The 17813-nt window shown below is 63.9% G+C and carries 17 protein-coding genes; 6 read left to right on the top strand and 11 right to left on the bottom strand.

The features are described from left to right. Positions 1 to 51: 51 nt before the first annotated feature. A complete protein-coding gene (locus tag WG899_RS00810) occupies positions 52 to 612 on the bottom strand; it encodes a thymidine kinase (RefSeq protein WP_339593721.1) in 561 nt (186 codons plus the stop codon). Between the two features lie 280 nt (positions 613 to 892). On the opposite strand from WG899_RS00810, the gene WG899_RS00805 reads away from it, so the two are divergent. Together WG899_RS00805 and WG899_RS00800 are read left to right on the top strand one after the other, a co-directional pair. Beyond that, a complete protein-coding gene (locus WG899_RS00805) occupies positions 893 to 1111 on the top strand; it encodes a hypothetical protein (protein ID WP_339593720.1) in 219 nt (72 codons plus the stop codon). Between the two features lie 210 nt (positions 1112 to 1321). Then, positions 1322 to 2509, top strand: coding sequence for a rhodanese-like domain-containing protein (locus WG899_RS00800; RefSeq protein ID WP_339593719.1), 1188 nt, complete (start codon positions 1322 to 1324; stop codon positions 2507 to 2509). 43 nt (positions 2510 to 2552) lie between these two features. On the opposite strand, the gene WG899_RS00795 is transcribed toward WG899_RS00800, so the two are convergent. The 7 genes from WG899_RS00795 to WG899_RS00765 all read right to left on the bottom strand — a co-directional run bounded on the left by WG899_RS00795 (position 2553) and on the right by WG899_RS00765 (position 8866). Further along, positions 2553 to 3335 carry a DeoR/GlpR family DNA-binding transcription regulator gene (locus tag WG899_RS00795; RefSeq protein WP_339593718.1) on the bottom strand — a complete coding sequence of 261 codons (783 nt, stop codon included), beginning with the start codon at positions 3333 to 3335 and terminating at the stop codon, positions 2553 to 2555. A gap of 137 nt (positions 3336 to 3472) precedes the next feature. Next, positions 3473 to 4741 (bottom strand): FAD-dependent oxidoreductase, encoded by a 1269-nt coding sequence (locus WG899_RS00790; RefSeq protein WP_339593717.1) that lies wholly within the window; start codon positions 4739 to 4741, stop codon positions 3473 to 3475. Further along, positions 4738 to 4986: a (2Fe-2S)-binding protein gene (locus WG899_RS00785; protein WP_339593716.1), complete on the bottom strand. Its 249-nt coding sequence runs from the start codon at positions 4984 to 4986 to the stop codon at positions 4738 to 4740. Before WG899_RS00785 ends, WG899_RS00790 begins: the two co-directional genes overlap by 4 nt. After that, positions 4983 to 6131: an NAD(P)/FAD-dependent oxidoreductase gene (locus WG899_RS00780; protein ID WP_339593715.1), complete on the bottom strand. Its 1149-nt coding sequence runs from the start codon at positions 6129 to 6131 to the stop codon at positions 4983 to 4985. Before WG899_RS00780 ends, WG899_RS00785 begins: the two co-directional genes overlap by 4 nt. Then, complete coding sequence (locus tag WG899_RS00775) at positions 6128 to 7096, bottom strand: proline racemase family protein (RefSeq protein WP_339593714.1); 969 nt, start codon at positions 7094 to 7096, stop codon at positions 6128 to 6130. Before WG899_RS00775 ends, WG899_RS00780 begins: the two co-directional genes overlap by 4 nt. Before the next feature lie 30 nt (positions 7097 to 7126). Further along, positions 7127 to 7855: a GntR family transcriptional regulator gene (locus tag WG899_RS00770; RefSeq protein ID WP_339593713.1), complete on the bottom strand. Its 729-nt coding sequence runs from the start codon at positions 7853 to 7855 to the stop codon at positions 7127 to 7129. Between the two features lie 69 nt (positions 7856 to 7924). Then, the gene (locus WG899_RS00765) at positions 7925 to 8866 is read right to left on the bottom strand and encodes a dihydrodipicolinate synthase family protein (RefSeq protein WP_339593712.1); all 942 of its coding nucleotides are present in this window, start codon (positions 8864 to 8866) and stop codon (positions 7925 to 7927) included. A gap of 209 nt (positions 8867 to 9075) precedes the next feature. On the opposite strand from WG899_RS00765, the gene yajC reads away from it, so the two are divergent. The 4 genes from yajC (at position 9076) to WG899_RS00745 (ending at position 14842) form a co-directional block, all read left to right on the top strand. Further along, the gene (gene yajC / locus WG899_RS00760) at positions 9076 to 9405 is read left to right on the top strand and encodes a preprotein translocase subunit YajC (RefSeq protein WP_263538278.1); all 330 of its coding nucleotides are present in this window, start codon (positions 9076 to 9078) and stop codon (positions 9403 to 9405) included. A gap of 131 nt (positions 9406 to 9536) precedes the next feature. After that, entirely contained in the window at positions 9537 to 11417 is a 1881-nt protein-coding gene (secD, locus tag WG899_RS00755) for a protein translocase subunit SecD (protein ID WP_339593711.1), read from the top strand. Positions 11418 to 11438: 21 nt separating this feature from the next. After that, positions 11439 to 12473 carry a protein translocase subunit SecF gene (secF, locus tag WG899_RS00750; protein ID WP_339593710.1) on the top strand — a complete coding sequence of 345 codons (1035 nt, stop codon included), beginning with the start codon at positions 11439 to 11441 and terminating at the stop codon, positions 12471 to 12473. Between the two features lie 44 nt (positions 12474 to 12517). After that, on the top strand, positions 12518 to 14842 hold the full coding sequence (locus WG899_RS00745; RefSeq protein ID WP_339593709.1) for a DUF1631 family protein: 2325 nt from the start codon (positions 12518 to 12520) through the stop codon (positions 14840 to 14842). A 70-nt stretch (positions 14843 to 14912) separates the two neighbouring features. On the opposite strand, the gene WG899_RS00740 is transcribed toward WG899_RS00745, so the two are convergent. From WG899_RS00740 to WG899_RS00730, 3 genes are all read right to left on the bottom strand, one after another. Beyond that, entirely contained in the window at positions 14913 to 15365 is a 453-nt protein-coding gene (locus tag WG899_RS00740; RefSeq protein WP_339593708.1) for a Smg family protein, read from the bottom strand. Positions 15366 to 15448: 83 nt separating this feature from the next. Then, positions 15449 to 16567: a DNA-processing protein DprA gene (gene dprA, locus WG899_RS00735; protein ID WP_339593707.1), complete on the bottom strand. Its 1119-nt coding sequence runs from the start codon at positions 16565 to 16567 to the stop codon at positions 15449 to 15451. 36 nt (positions 16568 to 16603) lie between these two features. Then, on the bottom strand, positions 16604 to 17749 hold the full coding sequence (locus WG899_RS00730; protein ID WP_444718807.1) for a LysM peptidoglycan-binding domain-containing protein: 1146 nt from the start codon (positions 17747 to 17749) through the stop codon (positions 16604 to 16606). Positions 17750 to 17813: the final 64 nt, after the last annotated feature.

The following is a 17813-nucleotide window of genomic DNA, read 5'->3' as shown; positions in this document are numbered from 1 at the left end:
CCTTGTCGTATTCAATGCTTGGGATTTCGGCCGTCTGCGTTTGAATCAGACTCAGACCTGCCGGAAGCAGCGCCCGCAAACCGCTCGGTAGCGGGCGTTGCCGCCGATTTCCACCTGGTCTCCGATGGTGACCTTGCGGTTGTTGGCGTCGACGCGCATATTCATCGTCGCCTTGCGGCCGCAGTCGCAGATGGTCTTCATCTCGTCCATTTCATCGGCCAGGGCCAGCAGGCTGGCCGATCCGGGGAAGAGTTCGCCCTGGAAATCGGTACGCAGGCCGTAGCAGATCACCGGCAGATTGTGCATATGGGCCAACTCGTGCAGGGCCCAGACCTGCGACTTGACCAGGAACTGCGCCTCATCGATCAGAAAACAAGCCACCCCGGGCTGCGCCGCGTTCAGCGCCAGAAAATCGGTGTTGGCCGAGAACAACTCCGCCTCGCGTTGCGGCCCCAGTCGTGAGGTGATCTGCCCCAAGCCGTAGCGGTCATCGACCTGGGCCGAGAAAAGGCGGACCCGGTGTCCGCGCTCCTCGTAGTTATGCGCCACCTGCAACAGGGCGGTGGACTTGCCGGCGTTCATTGCGGCGTAACGGAAAAATAGTTTGGCCATGGCTCAGGGTGGCGCGAGCGGACTCGCCGTGAATGTCACGCCATTGTCGCAATCATTCGAAATCATCGTCGACTTGGTGGATTGGCTCTGGTAATCCCCTAATTCGGCGCGTCGTCTGACAGCAAATGTGACAAAACCTGGGGCAAGCGAGGTAGCCAAACCTTGGTTTCGCCGCCTACTATCTGAACAGAGGGTAAGGAGACTGCAAGACTTTGCAGCACAAAAGGGCATCCGGATCTGTTGCGCCCCTCGCGTGGCGGGTCGGTAAGGCTAACCATTGATGGCAATGAGCAAAGACACCTACACCAGCGTCAGCGACAACGGCCTGCGTTACGAGTCCAAATTGGGCGGGTCACCATTTTTGGGCAGCGGGCACACCCGCTCCTGCTTCAAATGCGGCAAGCACCGCACGCCGAGCAATCTGCAGTCCAAGCGCGTGCTGGGCCGCACCGAAGTGGTGTGCAAGCCGGCATGCGCTAAGCCGAAGGACAGCGCTTGAATTGACGGTGGTGCCGCCCTCGTCGGCGGCCCGTGCCAGCAGGTGGATCCGGGCCTTCGCTTGGCACCACGTTGGCGTGACGAAGTTCACGACCTTCCGCTGCATGCGCGCCAAGGCCAGTGGCTTGACCTAGACTCTGCGCCTATGGATGACGCCACCGCTTTCTCGCGCCCCGCAACTCGCCGGGTTTCACTGACAAAGTCTCAGCCTTTGAGTGACTGGCGCCCGAGCGTTTGCGGGGCTCGACTGCTGTTGAGTCTGGCTGCGCTGGCGGTGCTCATGCCTGGTGCGGCGCAGGCCGAGGGCTTGAGCGTGCTGGTCAACCCCGGCGATGAAGGCGAGCAATCGCGCTTCACGGTGTTCAATGTCTGGAAGACGGCCGTGGAACAGTCGCTGCGCCGTGAGCGGGCGGCCGGCATGCAGGTCATGCAGTCCACCGATGCCGCATCCGATCTTGGGGCGACCCGCGCGCGTCTGCATGATGTGTTTGTGGCGCCTGCCCATGTGATCGGCAGCGCGGTGCGATACGGTTATGTGCCGGTTGGCAGCCTGGAAAAGCCGGTGCAAGCAGTGCTGGTGGCGCCCGCCAACAGCGCGGTCAGCAGCTTGGCTGATGCAGCCGGCAAGCGCCTGGGGCTGCCGCTGCAAGACAGCATCGTGACCTATCTGCTGCGCGGTGAGGTCAATGCCAGCAACAGCACCATCAAGCGCTACTTTGGTGCCGTCACCGAGAGTCGTTATCAAGATGCGCTGCTGGTCTGCCTGCAGATTCGCCGTTGCGATGTGGTGGCGGTGGAGCGTGCCGTTTTCGACCGTTGGCAGGCTGCCGGCGAGCAACTGAAGGTGGTGATGCAAAGCAAGGTGGTGCCGGGCATCGCGGTGGCGCTGAAGCCAGGTTCGAGCTTGCAGCCGGAGGTCTTGCGCGCCGCGCTGGGCAGCAATTTGTCGGCAAGCGTTGGGTTGAAGCTGCAGCCGGTGGCGGCCGGTGCGTTTGAGTATGTGTCGACCCTGGGGTACTTCACGCCGCGCATGCTGCCGGGCGCCACGGTGGTCGACGCCGCAGCGGTGGCGCAACTGATGAAGTCGGGGGCGCAGTACATCGACACCCGCAACGATGCCGAGTTTAAGGCTGGCCACGCGGCCGGGGCCAAGCTGGTGCCCTATGTGGAAAAGAGCGCCAAGGAAGCCGACTTCAAGGCCGACGAGGACAAGTTCGACTTGAGCAAACTGCCGTCCGACAAGAACGCAGCGCTGGTCTTCGCCTGCAATGGCCCGGAATGCTGGAAGAGCTTCAAGGCCAGTCATGCCGCGGTCAAGGCTGGCTATACCAAAGTGAATTGGTTTCGCGGCGGCTTCCCGGAATGGCGTGGCGCCAATCTACCGGTCGAGACGCAGTAAGCGTCGTTGCCGGCGTGCTCGCCGGCTCCGCTGATGTGCGGTGTTAGGCGGGCGCGCAAATCATCTGCTTGACGCCGGCGTTACGCAGGCGCTCCAGCATGGCGGGTTCGGCGCGGTCGTCGGTGACCAGCACATCAATCGCGGTGGCCGGGCAAACCTGCAGCCGACTGCTGGCGCCCAACTTGCTAGCGTCGGCCAGCAGGATACAACTGCGTGAGCGAGCCAGCATCGCACGCGCCACATTGGCCTCGTGCCAAGCGTAGTCGAGCGCGCCATGTTCGGGGTTCAAGGCCGTTGGCGAGATCAGCGCAAAGTCGGCGTGATAGCGGGCGATCTCGCTGAGCGTGAAGTCACCCGAGGTGGCCGGCACATCGGCCTGAAATTGGCCGCCGAGCAAATGCGTTTCGATCTCCGGGCTGGCTGCCAGCGTGCGCGCGATTTCAACGGAATTGGTGATGATCTGCAGTTCGCGGCCGCATTGCAGCAGCTGCTGGGCCAATGCATGGGTGGTGGAGCCGGCATCGATAAAGCAGCAACTGCCCGGGCGAATCAGCTTGGCCGCCGCGCGGGCAATGGCCTGCTTCTCGGGCTGTTGTTGGCGCACGCGTTCTTGGTAGCTGGCTTCCGCTTGCGCTTCGCTGGTCTGGGCGCAAGGGATGGCGCCACCATGCACGCGGCTGAGCTTGCCATGGGCCTCGAGTTCGATCAGGTCACGCCGGACCGTCTCTTTGGAAACGCCCAGCTCGAGCGCAAAGGCATCGGTGGTCAGGCGTTGTCTTTCATTCAGCAGTGAAATGATCTTGTCGTGACGTTCTGGGGTCCACATGGCTTGTATCGTCAATGCGCGGCACAAACGCAGCCCGACCGGCTTGGTCATTGGGCTGCGCGAGCGAGTCGGTCATTAAGGACTGTTTGCGTGACGCGCCGATGACGGCGTGGGTCAATCGGCCTGCGTCGATCGACTCATTCATCCAGCAGGCAACGCAGCGGCGCCGGCTGTAGAGGGGCGCGCAGGCCACGAGCGCTGCTGGCCTGGGGCCAAGCCAACAGGCTTTCGGTAATAGGACCACAAATTCTTCCCTGGCAGGCGCCCATGCCGCAGCGTGTTTGCAACTTCGCATCACGCCAACTGCGCTGGCTCTTCAATTCACCCAGACTCACGTCTTCGCAGCGGCAGACCAAGGTCTTCGCATCGGCCAATTGCAGCAACTCGGGACGCAGGGCAAAACTGACTTGGAGATTGGCGGCGAAGCGTTGCGTCTGGCGGTGCCGGCGCGCCAGGTGTGCGGTGGCTTGGTCCAGCATTCGCAGCGCCGCGATATGGCCTTCGGCCAAGGCCTTGTCGACCCCGCCGATGCCGGTGCATTCGCCGCCCGCAAATACGCCGGGCAAGGAGCATTGCTGATCGCCGTCCACTGCGATGGCCCCGGCCTCGATGCGGCAGCCCAATAGTTCCGCCAACTCGGTGTTCGGCAGCAGGCCATAGCCGACGCCCAGTGCATCGCAGGGCAGCTCCCATTGGCGCAGACCATTGCTCAGTTGCACGGCCTCGACCTTGGCATCGCCGAGCGCACGTGTGACCCATGTGCCGGGCCGGTAGGGCATGCCGCGCAAGCGCCAAGCGAGACCGGCGGCCTGGCCGAGCTTGGCCAGCGGCAGGCGGGCGCCGAAGCGGGCCAATGCCGTGCGTGGCGCCTGTTCGGCCAGCAGCATCACCTTGGCGCCGGCGGCCATTGCCGTGTCGGCCGAGGCCAGCAGCAAGGGGCCGGAGCCGGCCAGCACGACCCGCTTGCCTGCGATCGGCCAACCGTTTTTGATCAAGGCTTGCAGGCCGCCGGCGCCACTGACGCCGGGCAGCGTCCAGCCCGGAAAGGGCAAGAAGCGCTCGCGTGCGCCCAAGGCCAAGAGCAGTTGCGGCGCCTGCACCAGGATGCCGCCCGAGCCCGGCGCTTGCAGGTTTTGCAGGCGCAGCCGGTAGCCTTCGCCGTCACGGCCCTCCGCGGCAATCACCGCGTGGCCGCTGAGCAATTGCAGCAGCGGATTGCTGCGCGCCTGGTTCAGTGCATCGGCCCAGGGTTTCGGCGGCCCGGCACGCCAAATCTGGCCGCCGGGGCGCAGTCCTTGGTCAATCCAAATCACGCGCCGCTGGGCGCGGAGCAATTGCGTCACGGCCGATATGCCGGCCGGTCCGGCGCCAACGATGATCACATCGGCAAGCAGATGTGCGTTCATGCTTCGGTCTCGATCCGCATGCCGTCGAGCGTCGGCGTCAGGCAGGCCAAACGATGCGGCACGCCGTCGATGCTGACTCGGCATTCCTGACACTGACCCATGCCGCAAAAAGCCGCACGGGGCTGGCCGCTGACGGAGCGGCGCGTGCCGGCCAGACCGGCGTGGGCCAGCGCGGCGGCCACGGTGCCGCCGGCAGGGACTTGGCAGGTTTTGCCGTTGATATGAAGGCGGATGGTCGAAATCATGCGAAGCGCGCCGGTGAAAAAGCGCCGGGGTCCAATGTCGTACTGTGGCCCAGGGCCAACTCAGCCAGCAATTCAGCCGTGGCCAAGGAGGTGGTGATGCCTAGGCCTTCGTGGCCGCAGGCCAGCCATACCCGAGGCAGTTCGGGGTGGGCGCCGATCAGCGGCTGGCCGTCGCGGCTGGCTGGGCGCACGCCGGTCCAGCAGCGCAGCAAGCTCAACTCGGCCAGGGCAGGCATGTAGTCGCAAGCCAGGCCGAGCATTTGTTTCAGCATCAGCGGGTCGAGCGCGCGATCGGCGCAAGCTTGCGCGCCCAATTGGCGCGAGGAGCCGATGAACAGCTGCCCGCCCGGGCGCGGCTGCACATTGAAGGACACCGTGTCGGCGTCCAGCACATGGGCCTTCTTGATATAGCCCAGCTCCACCAGTTGGTGATGCACGGCTTGCGGGCCGCGCTGGGTGATGGCCAGATGGCCTTTTTTGGGGAGCAACCAGCCCTCGGGCAACCAGCGCTGGCTGGCCAGACCGGCGCACAGCACGGTCATGGCGCCCCATAGTTGGCGGCCATCGCTCAAGCTCACACTGGCGCCATCGAAGCTGATCACCTCGCCGGTGATGATGTGGGCGCGCGCCTCCTCCAGCCAGCGTGCCACCACCTTGGGTGGGTAGACGCGGGCGTCTGCGGGCACATGCAAGGCGCCGCTCAGGCCGGGCCGCAGCATCGGTTCGGCGTGCGCCAGTTGGGCACTGTTGAGCATTTCGGCCGCCATGCCACGGGCTTGGTACCAGGCCTGCTTGCGTTCGGCCAGCGCGAGCTCCTCCTCGTCGGCTGCGATCCAGAGCGTGCCGCAGCGCAGGTGCTCGACTTGTTCGGCGTGCTGGGGGGCTTGTGCGAGCCAATCGGCCCAGAGCTGCTGGCTGCGCTGTGTCAGCTTGAATTCGGCGTCAGCACCGCCGGCTTCGTCATCGACGATCAGCAAGTGGCCCATCGAGGCCGCCGTGGCGCCACCGCCCAGTGCGGCGGGCTCAATCACGGCCACCGACAGGCCTTGGCGAGCAAAAGCGCGCGCGCAGGCAGCGCCAATGATGCCGGCGCCGACGATCAAGACATCGGCCGTGCGGCGCTGCTGCAGCGCGGCGGCGGTCAAGTCGGCTGGCCCGTGCTGGCGTCCCGCCCAATGCCCCAGGCAAAAGGATCGCCGGGCTGGAACACCAGCGTGGCGTCCATATTGACAAAGGCGCGGCCGGAGATCGAGGGCAGGATATGGCCCGGGGTCGCAGTCTTGTCATCAATGCGGTAGCTGGCTTCGAAGACGCTGCCGATGACGCTTTCCTGGCGCCATACCTGCCCCGGAGCCAGCTTTTCCGCGGCCGCCAGACAAGCGATCTTGGCGCTGGTGCCGGTGCCGCAGGGCGAGCGGTCATAGGCCTTGCCGGGGCAGAGCACGAAGTTGCGGCCATGGTTGGCGGCGTCTTGTGCTGGGCCCATCAATTCGATGTGGTCGATCTCCTGGCCGTCGGCACCGCTGATGCCTTGGGCCTGCAGCGCCTGGCGGATGCGCCAGGACAGATCGGTCAAGGCTTCGGCGTGCGCCAGATTCAGTGGTAGGCCATGGTCCTCACAGAGGAAGAACCAATTGCCACCCCAGGCCACGTCGCCGTGCACGCGGCCATGGCCCGGTACCTCGACCGCCACGGCTTTGGCATAGCGGTAGGACGGCACATTCGCCACTGTCACGCCGCCGTCGGCCGCAAGGCGGGCCGTGACCACGCCCACCGGGGTTTCAATGCGGTGTTCGCCGGGGGCAATGCGGCCCAAATAGGCCAGCGTGGCCACCAGGCCAATGGTGCCGTGGCCGCACATGCCCAGGTAGCCGACATTGTTGAAGAAAATCACACCGCAGGCATTGGCCGGGTCGACCGGTGCGCACAGCAGCGCGCCGACCAACACATCGGAGCCGCGCGGTTCGTTGACGAGGGCGCTGCGCCAGCCGTCGTGCTGCTCGCGCATCCGGTTCAGGCGTTCGGCCATGCTGCCCGAGCCGAGGTCCGGGCCGCCGTCGATCAGGATACGGGTCGGCTCGCCGCCGGTGTGAGAGTCAATAAATCGCATGGCTGTGGCGCGGTGAATGGGGTCAAGGGTTCAGGCGATGACCGCCTGGGCATAGGCGCGCAAATAGTCCATCAGGGCGTCCGAGGCTTCAGCGGCCGCGGCCGGTTCGCCGTCGGCAATCGCTTGGGCCAGGGCCAGGTGGCAGCGCGCGCCTTCATTCATATCGCCCTGGTGCTGATAGGCGTACCAGAAGCGACGGCATTGGATCGCCATCGGAATGACGGCGGCCACTGCGAACGGGTTGCGGCAGGCCGCATGATTGACATGGTCGAGCGCCTGGTCGGCGGCCATATAGGCGCCCAGATCGGTGGCGTTGCTGGCAGCCTGCATCGCTTGCGCGCAACTCATCAAGTCTTGCCGCTGCTGCGGTGTGGCACGGCGTGCCGAGGTCGAGGCGATCAAACGCTCGAGCACACGGCGGGCTTCCAGCAGGTCGAGGTGCTCGGCCAAGCGGATGTCGCTGACCAGCAGGCCGCGACGCGGCTGTTGCACGATCAGGCCGCAAGCCACCAGGCGCATCAAGGCCTCGCGGGTGGGGGTGCGCCCCAGGCCGGTGTGTTCGATCAGCTCCGCTTCGACGATAGGCGCGCCGGGACGCAGGGCCAGCGTCGAGATCATCGACTCCAGCGTGTCATAGGCCTGGTCGGCAAAACGGCGCTTGTCGGGTTCGCCTGCGGTGATGGGCTCCTTGGCAGGCAACTTGGCCAGCGCCTTGGACGTGGCCTTGGAAGCGGCCGAGAGTTCAGCGGTTTTCTTCATGGGCACATCATCGCAGGCCCGGACCGCCGTGACGGCCCGGGCTTACACCGGTTTGGCTCAGCGCGGCGCTCAGAACAGGCGGCTGAGGTCGGGGCGTGTGTCCAGGCCGTGTTGGATGATGGCCATGACGCGCTCACGCTCGGCGCCAACCAGAGGCAGGCGGGGGCGGCGCACGTTTTCGTTGCCGACGCCGGCCATGGTCTCGGCCAGCTTGATGTTTTGCACCAGCTTGGCGCTCACATCCAGGTGCAGCAGAGGCATGAACCACTGATAAATCTTCAGCGCTTCGTCATAGCGCTTGGCTTGCATCAGCTTGTAGATGGCCACGGTCTCGGCCGGGAAGGCGGTGCACAGGCCGGCCAGCAGGCCGTCGCAACCCAGAGCCAGCGCTTCGAAGCTCAAGTCATCGACGCCAATGAAGAGTTGGTAGCGGCTGCCCACTGTATTGCGCAGATCGGTGACGCGGCGGATGTTGTCGGTGGACTCCTTGATGGCCACCAACCATTCGCAGTCGGCCAACTCCACCATGTCTTCCGGCTTGAGGTCGACGCGGTAGGACACCGGGTTGTTGTAGATCATCACCGGCAGTTGCGCGGCGTCGGCGATGGTGCGCACATTGGTGATGGCTTCACGGGTGTCGGCCGGGTAGAGCACGGCGGGCATCAACATCAGGCCCTGCACGCCGATGCGGTTGGCGCCTTCGACATAGCGCAGCGCATTGCGGGTGCTGGTTTCCGACACATTGGCCAGGACCGGCACGCGGCCCGCCGACACGCGCACCGCGGTGGCGGCGACTTCGAGCTTTTCTTCCAGCGACAGCGTGCTGGCCTCGCCCAGCGAGCCGCCGGTGACCAGGCCGTCCACGCCGTTGGCGATCAAGAATTCAAAATGGCGCTCCATCTCGGCCACATCAAGGTCCTCGTTGGGCTTGAATTTGGAGGTCACGGCCGGGAAGATGCCCTTCCAGCGTGGCAGTCCGGGGCGGGCTTGGGGCAGGGGCTTGATTTGCATGGTTTCTCCGTTGGTATGCCGTTAATATATTTAACGATAGCCTTGCTAAGCCGCGCTGTCAACCCCAGATAGCTGCGGGTAAGTCGGGGGCCGGGGGTGATCGAGTGCTCTAGGCCCTGGCGCTTACAATCCGCCGCTTGTTCGTCCGCTGCGTTCGGGTCGCAAGACCGGTTGCGCTGGGCGACGTTTTCATTCCAAAGGGATTTGCTGTGTTTATTTCCAATGCTTTTGCCCAGGCCGCCCCGGCCGCTGCCGGTGGTGCTGAGTCCAGCCTGTTGAGCATGTTGCCGCTGGTCTTGATGTTTGTGGTGCTGTACTTTGTGATGATTCGCCCGCAAATGAAGCGTCAAAAGGAGCACAAGGCCATGATCGACGCCATCGCCAAGGGCGACGAGGTCGTCACTTCCGGCGGTCTGCTGGGCAAGATCAGCAAGGTGGGCGAGAGCTATCTGACGCTGGAAGTCGCCGCAGGTGTTGAGTTGCAAGTGCAGCGTGGTGCGGTGGTTCAGGTGTTGCCCAAGGGCACCATCAAGTCATAAGCCAAGCGTAGATTCGGCATTTTTGCCAAGCCGCCCCAAGCCGCCAGTCGGATGGGCGGCACCCCGGCCACTAGAAACCGGCGCCTGAGCGGGCGCCGGTTTGCCCATGCCGGGCCTGAGAGGATGTTCCTATGAACCGTTATCCGCTGTGGAAGTACGCGATCCTGGTGCTCGCTTTGCTGATCGGCATTGTCTACACCCTGCCCAATGTGTTCGGCGAAGCGCCGGCCGTGCAGGTGTCTAGCGCCAAGGTCACCATGAAGGTCGATGACGCCCTGAGCGCGCGTATCGAAAAGGCGCTGGCCGATGCCCAGATCAAGCCCGACTTCGTGCAGTTGGAAGGCAACTCCATCAAGGCCCGGTTTGGTGATCTGGACACCCAGATCAAGGCCAAAGACGCGATCAACAAGGCCATCAACGCCGATCCGGCCGAACCGTCTTACATCGTCGCTTTGAATCTGCTGTCGCGCTCGCCGCAGTGGTTGTCCAAGCTGCATGCCTTCCCCATGTATTTGGGTCTGGATCTGCGCGGCGGCGTGCACTTTTTGATGCAGGTGGACATGAAGTCCGCGCTGACCAAGAAGGCCGAGTCGCTGACCGGCGATGCGCGCACCATGCTGCGCGACAAGAACATCCGCCACGCCGGCATCAGCCGCGATGGCAATGCGGTGGTGATCGCCTTCCGTGAAGAAGCGGTGCGCAAGCAAGCCGAGGATGTCCTGAGTGGCCAGTTGCCCGATGTGCAGTGGGTTCCCAGCAATGCAGGGCTGGATCTGCGCTTGACCGGCACCCTCAAGCCCAAGGCCGAAATCGCCGTTCAAGACGCGGCGCTGAACCAAAACATCACCACCTTGCACAACCGCGTCAACGAACTCGGCGTGGCTGAGCCGGTGATCCAAAAGCAAGGTCGCGACCGCGTGGTCGTGCAATTGCCTGGCGTGCAAGACACCGCCAAGGCCAAGGACATCATCGGCCGCACCGCCACGTTGGAATTGCGCATGGTGGACGATGGCGCCGAAGCGCAAGCGGCGCTGGGTGGTTCCGGCCCGGTGCCTTTCGGTACCGAGCGTTTCATCGACCGCGGCTACGGCCCCATCATCGTCAAGCGCCAGGTGGTGCTGACCGGGGAGAACCTGACCGATGCGCAGCCCGGCTTTGATGAAAACCATCAGCCTTCGGTGGACCTGACGCTGGACGCCAAGGGCGCCCGCATCATGAAGGACATGTCGCGCGAAAACATTGGCAAGCGCATGGCCATAATCCTGTTCGAGAAGGGCAAGGGCGAGGTCGTGACGGCGCCGGTGATCCGCAGCGAACTCAGCGGCGGCCGCGTCAAGATCTCGGGCGCTATGAGCACCCAGGAAGCCAATGACACCGCGCTGCTGCTGCGTGCCGGCTCCCTGGCCGCACCGATGGAAATCATTGAAGAAAAGACCGTCGGCCCCAGCCTGGGCAAGGAAAACATCGAGAAGGGCATCTTGTCGGTGACCTGGGGCTTTGTGGCCGTGGCCATCTTCATGAGCATTTACTACATGCTCTTCGGTGTGTTCTCTTCGCTGGCGCTGGGCTTCAACCTCTTGCTGTTGGTGGCGGTCTTGTCCATGCTGCAGGCCACGCTGTCGCTGCCGGGCATTGCCGCGATTGCGCTGGTGCTGGGTATGGCGATTGACTCCAACGTGCTGATCAATGAGCGCATCCGCGAGGAGTTGCGTGCCGGCATGTCGCCACAGGCGGCTATCAATGTCGGTTACGAGCGTGCCTTCGCCACCATTCTGGACTCCAACGTCACCACCTTGATCGCGGGCCTGGCGCTGCTAGCCTTCGGCTCGGGTCCGGTGAAGGGCTTTGCCATCGTGCATTGCCTGGGTATCTTGACCTCGATGTTCTCCTCGGTGGTGTTCTCTCGCGCCTTGGTTAACCTTTGGTACGGCCGTCAGAAGAAACTCAAATCGCTGTCGATCGGGCAGATCTGGAAACCTGAACCCGAGGCCGAACAGCCTGCGGCCAAGTAAGCCCTAGGGAGTCGAGAAAAAATGGAACTCTTCCGTATCAAGCGGGATCTCCCGCTGATGAAGCATGCGTTGATCTTCAACGTCATCTCCTTCCTCACCTTCGCCGCAGCCGTGTTCTTCCTGATCACTCGGCAGCTGCATTTCTCTATTGAATTCACCGGCGGTACCGTCATCGAGGCCGAGTACGCGCAAGCGGCCGAAATCGAGAAGACGCGTCAGTTGGTGGAGAAACTCGGCTTCGGCGAAGTCCAGGTGCAGAACTTCGGCAGCACCCGCGATGTGATGATCCGTCTGCCGCTGCGCCCCGACATCAAACAGACCGAGCAGGTCGATATGGTTTTTGGGGCCTTGTGCAAGGCCGAGAGCGGCAGCATCAGCCAGCGTCAGATCGTCAGCGACAAGGGCGAGGCCATCAGCAAGCAGGTCTGTACCAATGCAGCGGGGGCAGAGCCCATCAAGCTGTCGCGCAGTGAAGTGGTGGGGCCGGCGGTCGGAGCGGAACTGGCTTCAGACGCGGCCATGGCACTGCTGGTCACCGTCATCGGCATCATGATTTACCTGGCCTTCCGCTTCGAGTGGAAGTTCGCGGTGGCGGGCATCATCGCCAACTTGCATGACGTGGTCATCATTCTGGGCTTCTTCGCCTTCTTCCAGTGGGAGTTCTCGCTCTCGGTGCTGGCGGCGGTGTTGGCCGTGCTGGGCTACTCGGTGAACGAGTCGGTGGTGATCTTTGACCGGGTGCGTGAAGCCTTCCGCAAGTACCGCAAGCTCAACACGCAAGAGGTGATCGATCACGCGATCACCAGCACCATGAGCCGCACCATCATCACTCACGGCTCGACCCAGCTGATGGTCTTGTCGATGTTGATTTTCGGCGGCCCGACTTTGCATTACTTTGCAGTGGCCCTGACCATCGGTATCTTGTTCGGTATTTACTCCTCGGTCTTTGTGGCGGCCGCCATCGCCATGTGGCTGGGTGTCAAGCGCGAAGATCTGGTGACGGCAGCGCCCAACAAGGGCGACCCGGATGATCCGAACTCCGGGGCGGTGGTGTAGAGTCATCCAGATCAAGCTCAATCTGCCCAGGACCTCTTGAACCCATGACCGTCGACGCGCGCAACCAGGCCTTGGCCGCTCAGGCTCGGCGAATCTACGTCGATGCGCTGGTGCAGGGCATGGTGGGTCTGGGGCAGGCGATCAATGAGGCCGCCGGCAAACTGCTCTTGCAGTCGGCCGAATATGCGGTGATGGTGGCGCGCCGCGATAGCGTGCAGTCCTGGAATCGGCATGGCCCGGCCTGGCAGGCGGGTGTGATCAGCGGCCTGCGCCACGCCGCGGTCTACGGCATCATCGACGCTCATGGCGGCTCGGCTGCCGCGAGTTCGGCGCCGGTCAATAGCGAGATGATGGCCTTGGTCGATGATGACATCATCGAGCGTGAAATCACCGCGTCGCGCCTGGCCTTGGCCATGATGGACAAGGCCACCTGGGAGTTCACCGACCTGCGTACCCGTTTGCAGCAGTTGGAACAGCATGACGATCTGCAAGCGCACGATTTGCTGCGCGCCAATGTGGTGGCCAAGCTGGTGTTGGACGCCTGGGCCCGCAGTGGGCTGGGCGTGTCTGAATGGCAGATGTTGCGCGCTGATCTGCACGAGGAATTTGCGCAGATTCTGGGCGAGGCCTATCACGAGGTGAACCGCTGGCTGATTGGCCAAGCCGTTTTGCCCGAAGTTGATTTGCGCCCCTTCATCCGCCGGGCGGGTCATAGCAGCAGCGCCAGTGATGGCAGCGAAGGCCAGGGTCGTACGACCGGGCAAATCCGTGCGTCCTCGGGCGTGTCTGGCTTGCCCAGTGGGTCTCCGGCGATGGCTCGCAGCCCGGTCAGCAGCCAGGCCGAAGAAGTCTTGCATCTGCTGCAAAAGATTGTCGGCAGCCAGGTCCCTTCATTCGCGGCCACGCGCATGGACCCCACCAAGGCCGCCACCGGCTTGATGGGAGCCGCGACCGCCCGGCCGACCGGCCAGCGCCTGTCGGCCGCGATCAAGCAGGCGCAGGAAACCCTGCAGCGCGCGCCCACCCAAACCGCGGTGGCTGGTGAGATGGCCGCGCCGCAGGTGCTGGAAGACTTGCGGGCCCGCAATCAGGCCTTCAAGCAAGTGCTCAAGCAGGCGGCCGACACGCCGGCCGAACGCGCCACCATCGAACTGGTGGCGATGATGTTCCAAAGCATCTTGATGGAAGAACGCATCCCGGCTTCGGTGCGGGTGTGGTTTGCGCGCTTGCAGATGCCGGTGCTGCGGGTGGCGGTGAGCGAGCCGGACTTTTTTGCCACCACCGACCATCCGGCTCGTCAACTGATCGACCGCATGGGTTCCTGCGTGATGGGCTTCAGCGCCGGCAGCAATGCGGGCGCCAGCGCGGGCAGTGGCGACCCGCTCGAGCGCGAGATCAAGCGCGTGGTGCAGGTGGTTGAGGCCTATCCCGACACCGGCCGGCGCGTGTTTCAGACCGTGCTGACCGAGTTCGCCAAATTCCTTGACAACTATTTCGAGCATGAAAACCAGGCCAGCCGCCTGGGTGTGTCGCTGGCCCAGCAGGTCGAACAGCGCGAGACGCTGGCGATTCAATACACGATCGAGTTGCGCAAGATGCTCAATGCCGTGCCGGTACAAGACGGTGTGCGTGAGTTCTTGTTCCATGTCTGGGCCGATGTGCTGGCGGTGGCCGCGGTACGCGACGGCGCTCAGTCCGAGGCCACGCGGCTGATGAAACGCGCCGCGGCGGATCTGATCTGGTCGGCCAGCGCCAAGGTGTCGCGCGAAGAGCGCGCCGAGGTGATCAGGCGGCTGCCGCCGCTGTTGAAAACGCTGCGCGATGGCATGAGCCAAGCGGGCTTGGCTGCCGACAAACAAGACGAGCAGATCCGGATTCTCAACAACGCTTTGGCAGCGGCCTTCACCGCCAAGAGCGCCGAGATCCCGCGCGAGCGTCTGGAAGAGTTGATGGATCAGTTGGAAACACTGGAGGCCATGCTGCCGGACGACGAAATCGAGATCGACGAATCCATGGTGCGCGACCTCTCCGGCCACGAGGTGGACGGGATGGAGGTGGTGGACGGAGGCGGCTCAGACCCAACGCCGGCCATGCTGGCCTGGGCGCGCGAGTTGCAAGTGGGCGGCTGGTACATGCTCGACTACCGCAACCGCAACGAGGCCGTGCAACTGGCTTGGCGCGGGACGCGCCGGCAGATGGCTTTGTTTGTGACGGCCAGTGGGCGTGGCGTCTTGTTCCCGCTCAAACGCATGGCCGCCTTCTTGCAGGCGGGTTTGCTCTTGCCGGCTCAGGATGAGTCGCTGACGGTGAAGGCCACGCGCAATGCGCTGGCCAAGCTGGACGTTGATCCGGGACGTTTGTTGAATTAATCGCTTGCCGGCTTGCCGGCGGGCGATCGTTCGAGCGTGGCCCGGCCGATACCTCGCCGGTGAAAGCCGCTCAGTGGATCAAGCGATCTTCGGGAGCGACAAACAGCTCATCCAAGATCAGCGCATCGGGCTCTTCGCCCAGGCTCCAGAACACCATCAGCACGATGATCTTCAGGTCTTCCAGATCCATGGGGGCGCCAGGAATGGCCATGGCGCGGTCGATCACCATCTCGCGCATCGGCGGTGGCAATACGCCGGCCGATTCAAGGAAACTGATGAAACCCACCGAGGGTTCGCCCAGATGGTCGAGTTCGGTTTCGGAATAGACGCGCAGGCTCAGGCTGCCCTGAGCGCCATGGTAGGACGCAGCGCCGGCCGCCAAGCCATCCAGCCAGGACAAGGCCTCCTGGATTTCGTCACGCTCAAAGCCAACGGCCGACAATTTGCGGGTCAACTGGGCGTGATCCGGGCAGGCATCCGGACGCCAATAGGTTTCGTAGAGGTAGACCAGCACGTCAAACATGGGCTCATGATAACCCAGGCCCTTGCCGCTGAAAGCGCGAAAAAGCCCCTCGCCGTGGGGGTGAAAGCCCGCAGAGCGAGGGTCTAGGCCGAGCCCCGGCGTTGAAACAGCTGGCCGGCCAACCGCGCCACCGCGCCGTCTAATTCGAGTTGCAGCAGCAGGGCATTCAGCTCCGCCACCGGCCAGCCGCCGCGCTGCTGCAAGGCGTCCAGCGAGATCGGATCAAAGCCCATCAGGGCCAGCACTTGCGTGTGTTCGGTGGGGCGGCCGAGGGCGGGCGGCGACTCGGTTTCGGTGTGTTTCCCCCCGGTCCTCGGCAACAAGCTCGGTAATTCGTCCAGCACGTCTTGGGCCTCTTCCACCAACTTGGCGCCTTGGCGGATCAAGGCATGGCATCCGCGGCTGAGCGAGGAGTGGATCGAGCCCGGGATGGCAAACACCTCGCGGCCGGCTTCGCTGGCCAGCCTTGCCGTGATCAGCGAACCGGATTGCAGGGCGGCCTCCACCACCAAGCAGCCCAGCGAATGCCCGGCGATGATGCGGTTGCGGCGCGGAAAGTTGGGCGGCAAAGGCGGCGTGCCGAGCGCATATTCACTGATCAGCAGGCCTTGCTCGGCAATCTGTTGGGCCAGCTTTTGGTGCCGGCTAGGGTAGATCTGATCCAGGCCGGTGCCCAAGACGGCGATGGTCTTGGCCGAGCCCTTCAAAGCGCCCTCATGCGCAGCGCCGTCGATGCCCAAGGCCAGTCCGGAAGCAATGCATAGCCCGGCTTCGCTCAGCGCTTGGCCGAAGTGGCGGGCGTTGTCGCGGCCCTGGGCCGTCGGGCTGCGGCTGCCCACAATGGCCAGACTGGGTTGGCTCAGCAGCTCGCGGCGCCCGTGCAGATACAGCAGCAGCGGTGGGTCGGCAATCTGTAGCAACGCTGGTGGGTAGTCGGGGTCGCCCAGCAGCAGTAGTTGATGCGATGGCTCGGCTTGCAGCCAGGCCCAGGTCTTGTCCAGCTGCTGCTCTAAATGGGCTGGCGGCTGGCTTAGCGCCAAGCGCTGTTTGGGGCCGAGCAGATCTTGCCAGGCCTCGCCAGGGCAATCGAAAACATCTTGTGGCGTACCCAGCCGGCTCAGCAGGCGTCGGACGCTTTCAAGCCCGATGCCCGGCGTTTCAAGAAGCCGCAGCCATGCGGCCAATTCTTCGCGGGCCTGCATGGGTTACCAAGACGGGCAAGACCTGGCCCTGGCGGCTCAGGGCTGGGAGAACCTGTCCCCAGGCTTGACGGGGTCCTTGACCGAGATGATCAGGGCATAGGAGACGCGGGCATAGACCTGGAACACGAACAGCACGCCGTGGCGCTCATCCGGCAGTTTCATCTCTTCGCGCTTCTCGCTGGTGCTGTCGACCACGCGCCGACCCTGTTGCCACAGGGCCAGCACATGGCCGCGCTCCATGCCGTCGTTCTTGCCCCGGTTCAGTGCGACGATCTGGTTTTGACCGGCGTGCAGGCCATCGCCATAGATCGAAATGATCTGGCCGGCCATCGGCGTCGCGGGGGCATGGGGGACGTAGCGTGAGAAGCTGCGCGGCGGGGTGGGCGAGAGTCGATCGCCCACGCCGATTTCTTGACGCACTGTCTTGATCCGGATGGTGGCCGGCACGATCTCGGTCTTGCCATCGGCCAATTGCTGGCTCTGATCGGCGCGCATGAATTCCGCCGTGCCCAGATAAGGCGCCTCGTAGCCGAGAATTTCGCGGGTGCTGGGGTCGACCAAGGGGCGGGTGCTGCGGAAGACCCGGAAGTCATTGTTCTGCCCCAACTCGCCGCGCACATAGGCGAGGTCGCCGCGAGAGAGCAAGACATGACCCTCGGTCGTCGCAACGATGCGCGGTGCGGTGGCCAATTCGTCGGTGTCGAAGACCACCGCGTCATTCAAAAAGGGTTCGATCAGGTTCAAAGGGATGGCGGCGATGCCGCTTTCATCCGATGGCGCGACCCGGATGCGCGGCGACAGCTTGCCGTCCTCATTGATGGGCGAGTCGGCACTGCTGACGGGGCGTGCCACTTGCAACTGTGCTCGACCATTGTTTTTCACCAAGACCAGCATTTGGCCGGGGTAAATCAAGTGGGGGTTGGCGATCTGCTCGCGGTTCATGCCCCACAACTCGGGCCAGCGCCAGGGACTGGTCAAGAACAGCTTGGAGATGTCCCAGAGCGTGTCACCGCGTTTGACGGTATAGGTCTCGGGCGCATTTGGCGACAGTTCGTTCAAAGGCACACCCGCCTGCGCGACTTGGCTGGCGGTGGCGCGTTGCTGTTCGGTAATGGGGTAGTTGCCCGTCTGCGCCAGACTCGGCGTGCTCAGCATCGACAAGGCCAGCGGCAATGTCGCCATGACGGCCTGCAAACGCCAAGCCGAGGCGGGATGCTGGGGCAGATTCTTCGGGCATTCACAAAAA

The organism is Paucibacter hankyongi (assembly GCF_037482915.1).
GTDB classification, from domain to species: domain Bacteria; phylum Pseudomonadota; class Gammaproteobacteria; order Burkholderiales; family Burkholderiaceae_C; genus Paucibacter_A; species Paucibacter_A hankyongi.
The sequence above is the reverse complement of the archived record's forward strand: the minus strand, read 5'-3'. Positions and strand labels throughout refer to the sequence as shown.

Excerpts from the sequence above, each read along its gene's own strand:
- WG899_RS00810 (WP_339593721.1), bottom strand. The coding sequence starts at position 612 with ATGGCCAAACTATTTTTCCGTTACGCCGCAATGAACGCCGGCAAGTCC.
- WG899_RS00805 (WP_339593720.1), top strand. The coding sequence starts at position 893 with ATGGCAATGAGCAAAGACACCTACACCAGCGTCAGCGACAACGGCCTG.
- WG899_RS00795 (WP_339593718.1), bottom strand. The coding sequence starts at position 3,335 with ATGTGGACCCCAGAACGTCACGACAAGATCATTTCACTGCTGAATGAA.
- WG899_RS00790 (WP_339593717.1), bottom strand. The coding sequence starts at position 4,741 with ATGAACGCACATCTGCTTGCCGATGTGATCATCGTTGGCGCCGGACCG.
- WG899_RS00785 (WP_339593716.1), bottom strand. The coding sequence starts at position 4,986 with ATGATTTCGACCATCCGCCTTCATATCAACGGCAAAACCTGCCAAGTC.
- WG899_RS00775 (WP_339593714.1), bottom strand. The coding sequence starts at position 7,096 with ATGCGATTTATTGACTCTCACACCGGCGGCGAGCCGACCCGTATCCTG.
- WG899_RS00770 (WP_339593713.1), bottom strand. The coding sequence starts at position 7,855 with ATGAAGAAAACCGCTGAACTCTCGGCCGCTTCCAAGGCCACGTCCAAG.
- WG899_RS00765 (WP_339593712.1), bottom strand. The coding sequence starts at position 8,866 with ATGCAAATCAAGCCCCTGCCCCAAGCCCGCCCCGGACTGCCACGCTGG.
- secD (WP_339593711.1), top strand. The coding sequence starts at position 9,537 with ATGAACCGTTATCCGCTGTGGAAGTACGCGATCCTGGTGCTCGCTTTG.
- secF (WP_339593710.1), top strand. The coding sequence starts at position 11,439 with ATGGAACTCTTCCGTATCAAGCGGGATCTCCCGCTGATGAAGCATGCG.
- WG899_RS00745 (WP_339593709.1), top strand. The coding sequence starts at position 12,518 with ATGACCGTCGACGCGCGCAACCAGGCCTTGGCCGCTCAGGCTCGGCGA.
- WG899_RS00740 (WP_339593708.1), bottom strand. The coding sequence starts at position 15,365 with ATGTTTGACGTGCTGGTCTACCTCTACGAAACCTATTGGCGTCCGGAT.
- dprA (WP_339593707.1), bottom strand. The coding sequence starts at position 16,567 with ATGCAGGCCCGCGAAGAATTGGCCGCATGGCTGCGGCTTCTTGAAACG.
- WG899_RS00730 (WP_444718807.1), bottom strand. The coding sequence starts at position 17,749 with ATGGCGACATTGCCGCTGGCCTTGTCGATGCTGAGCACGCCGAGTCTG.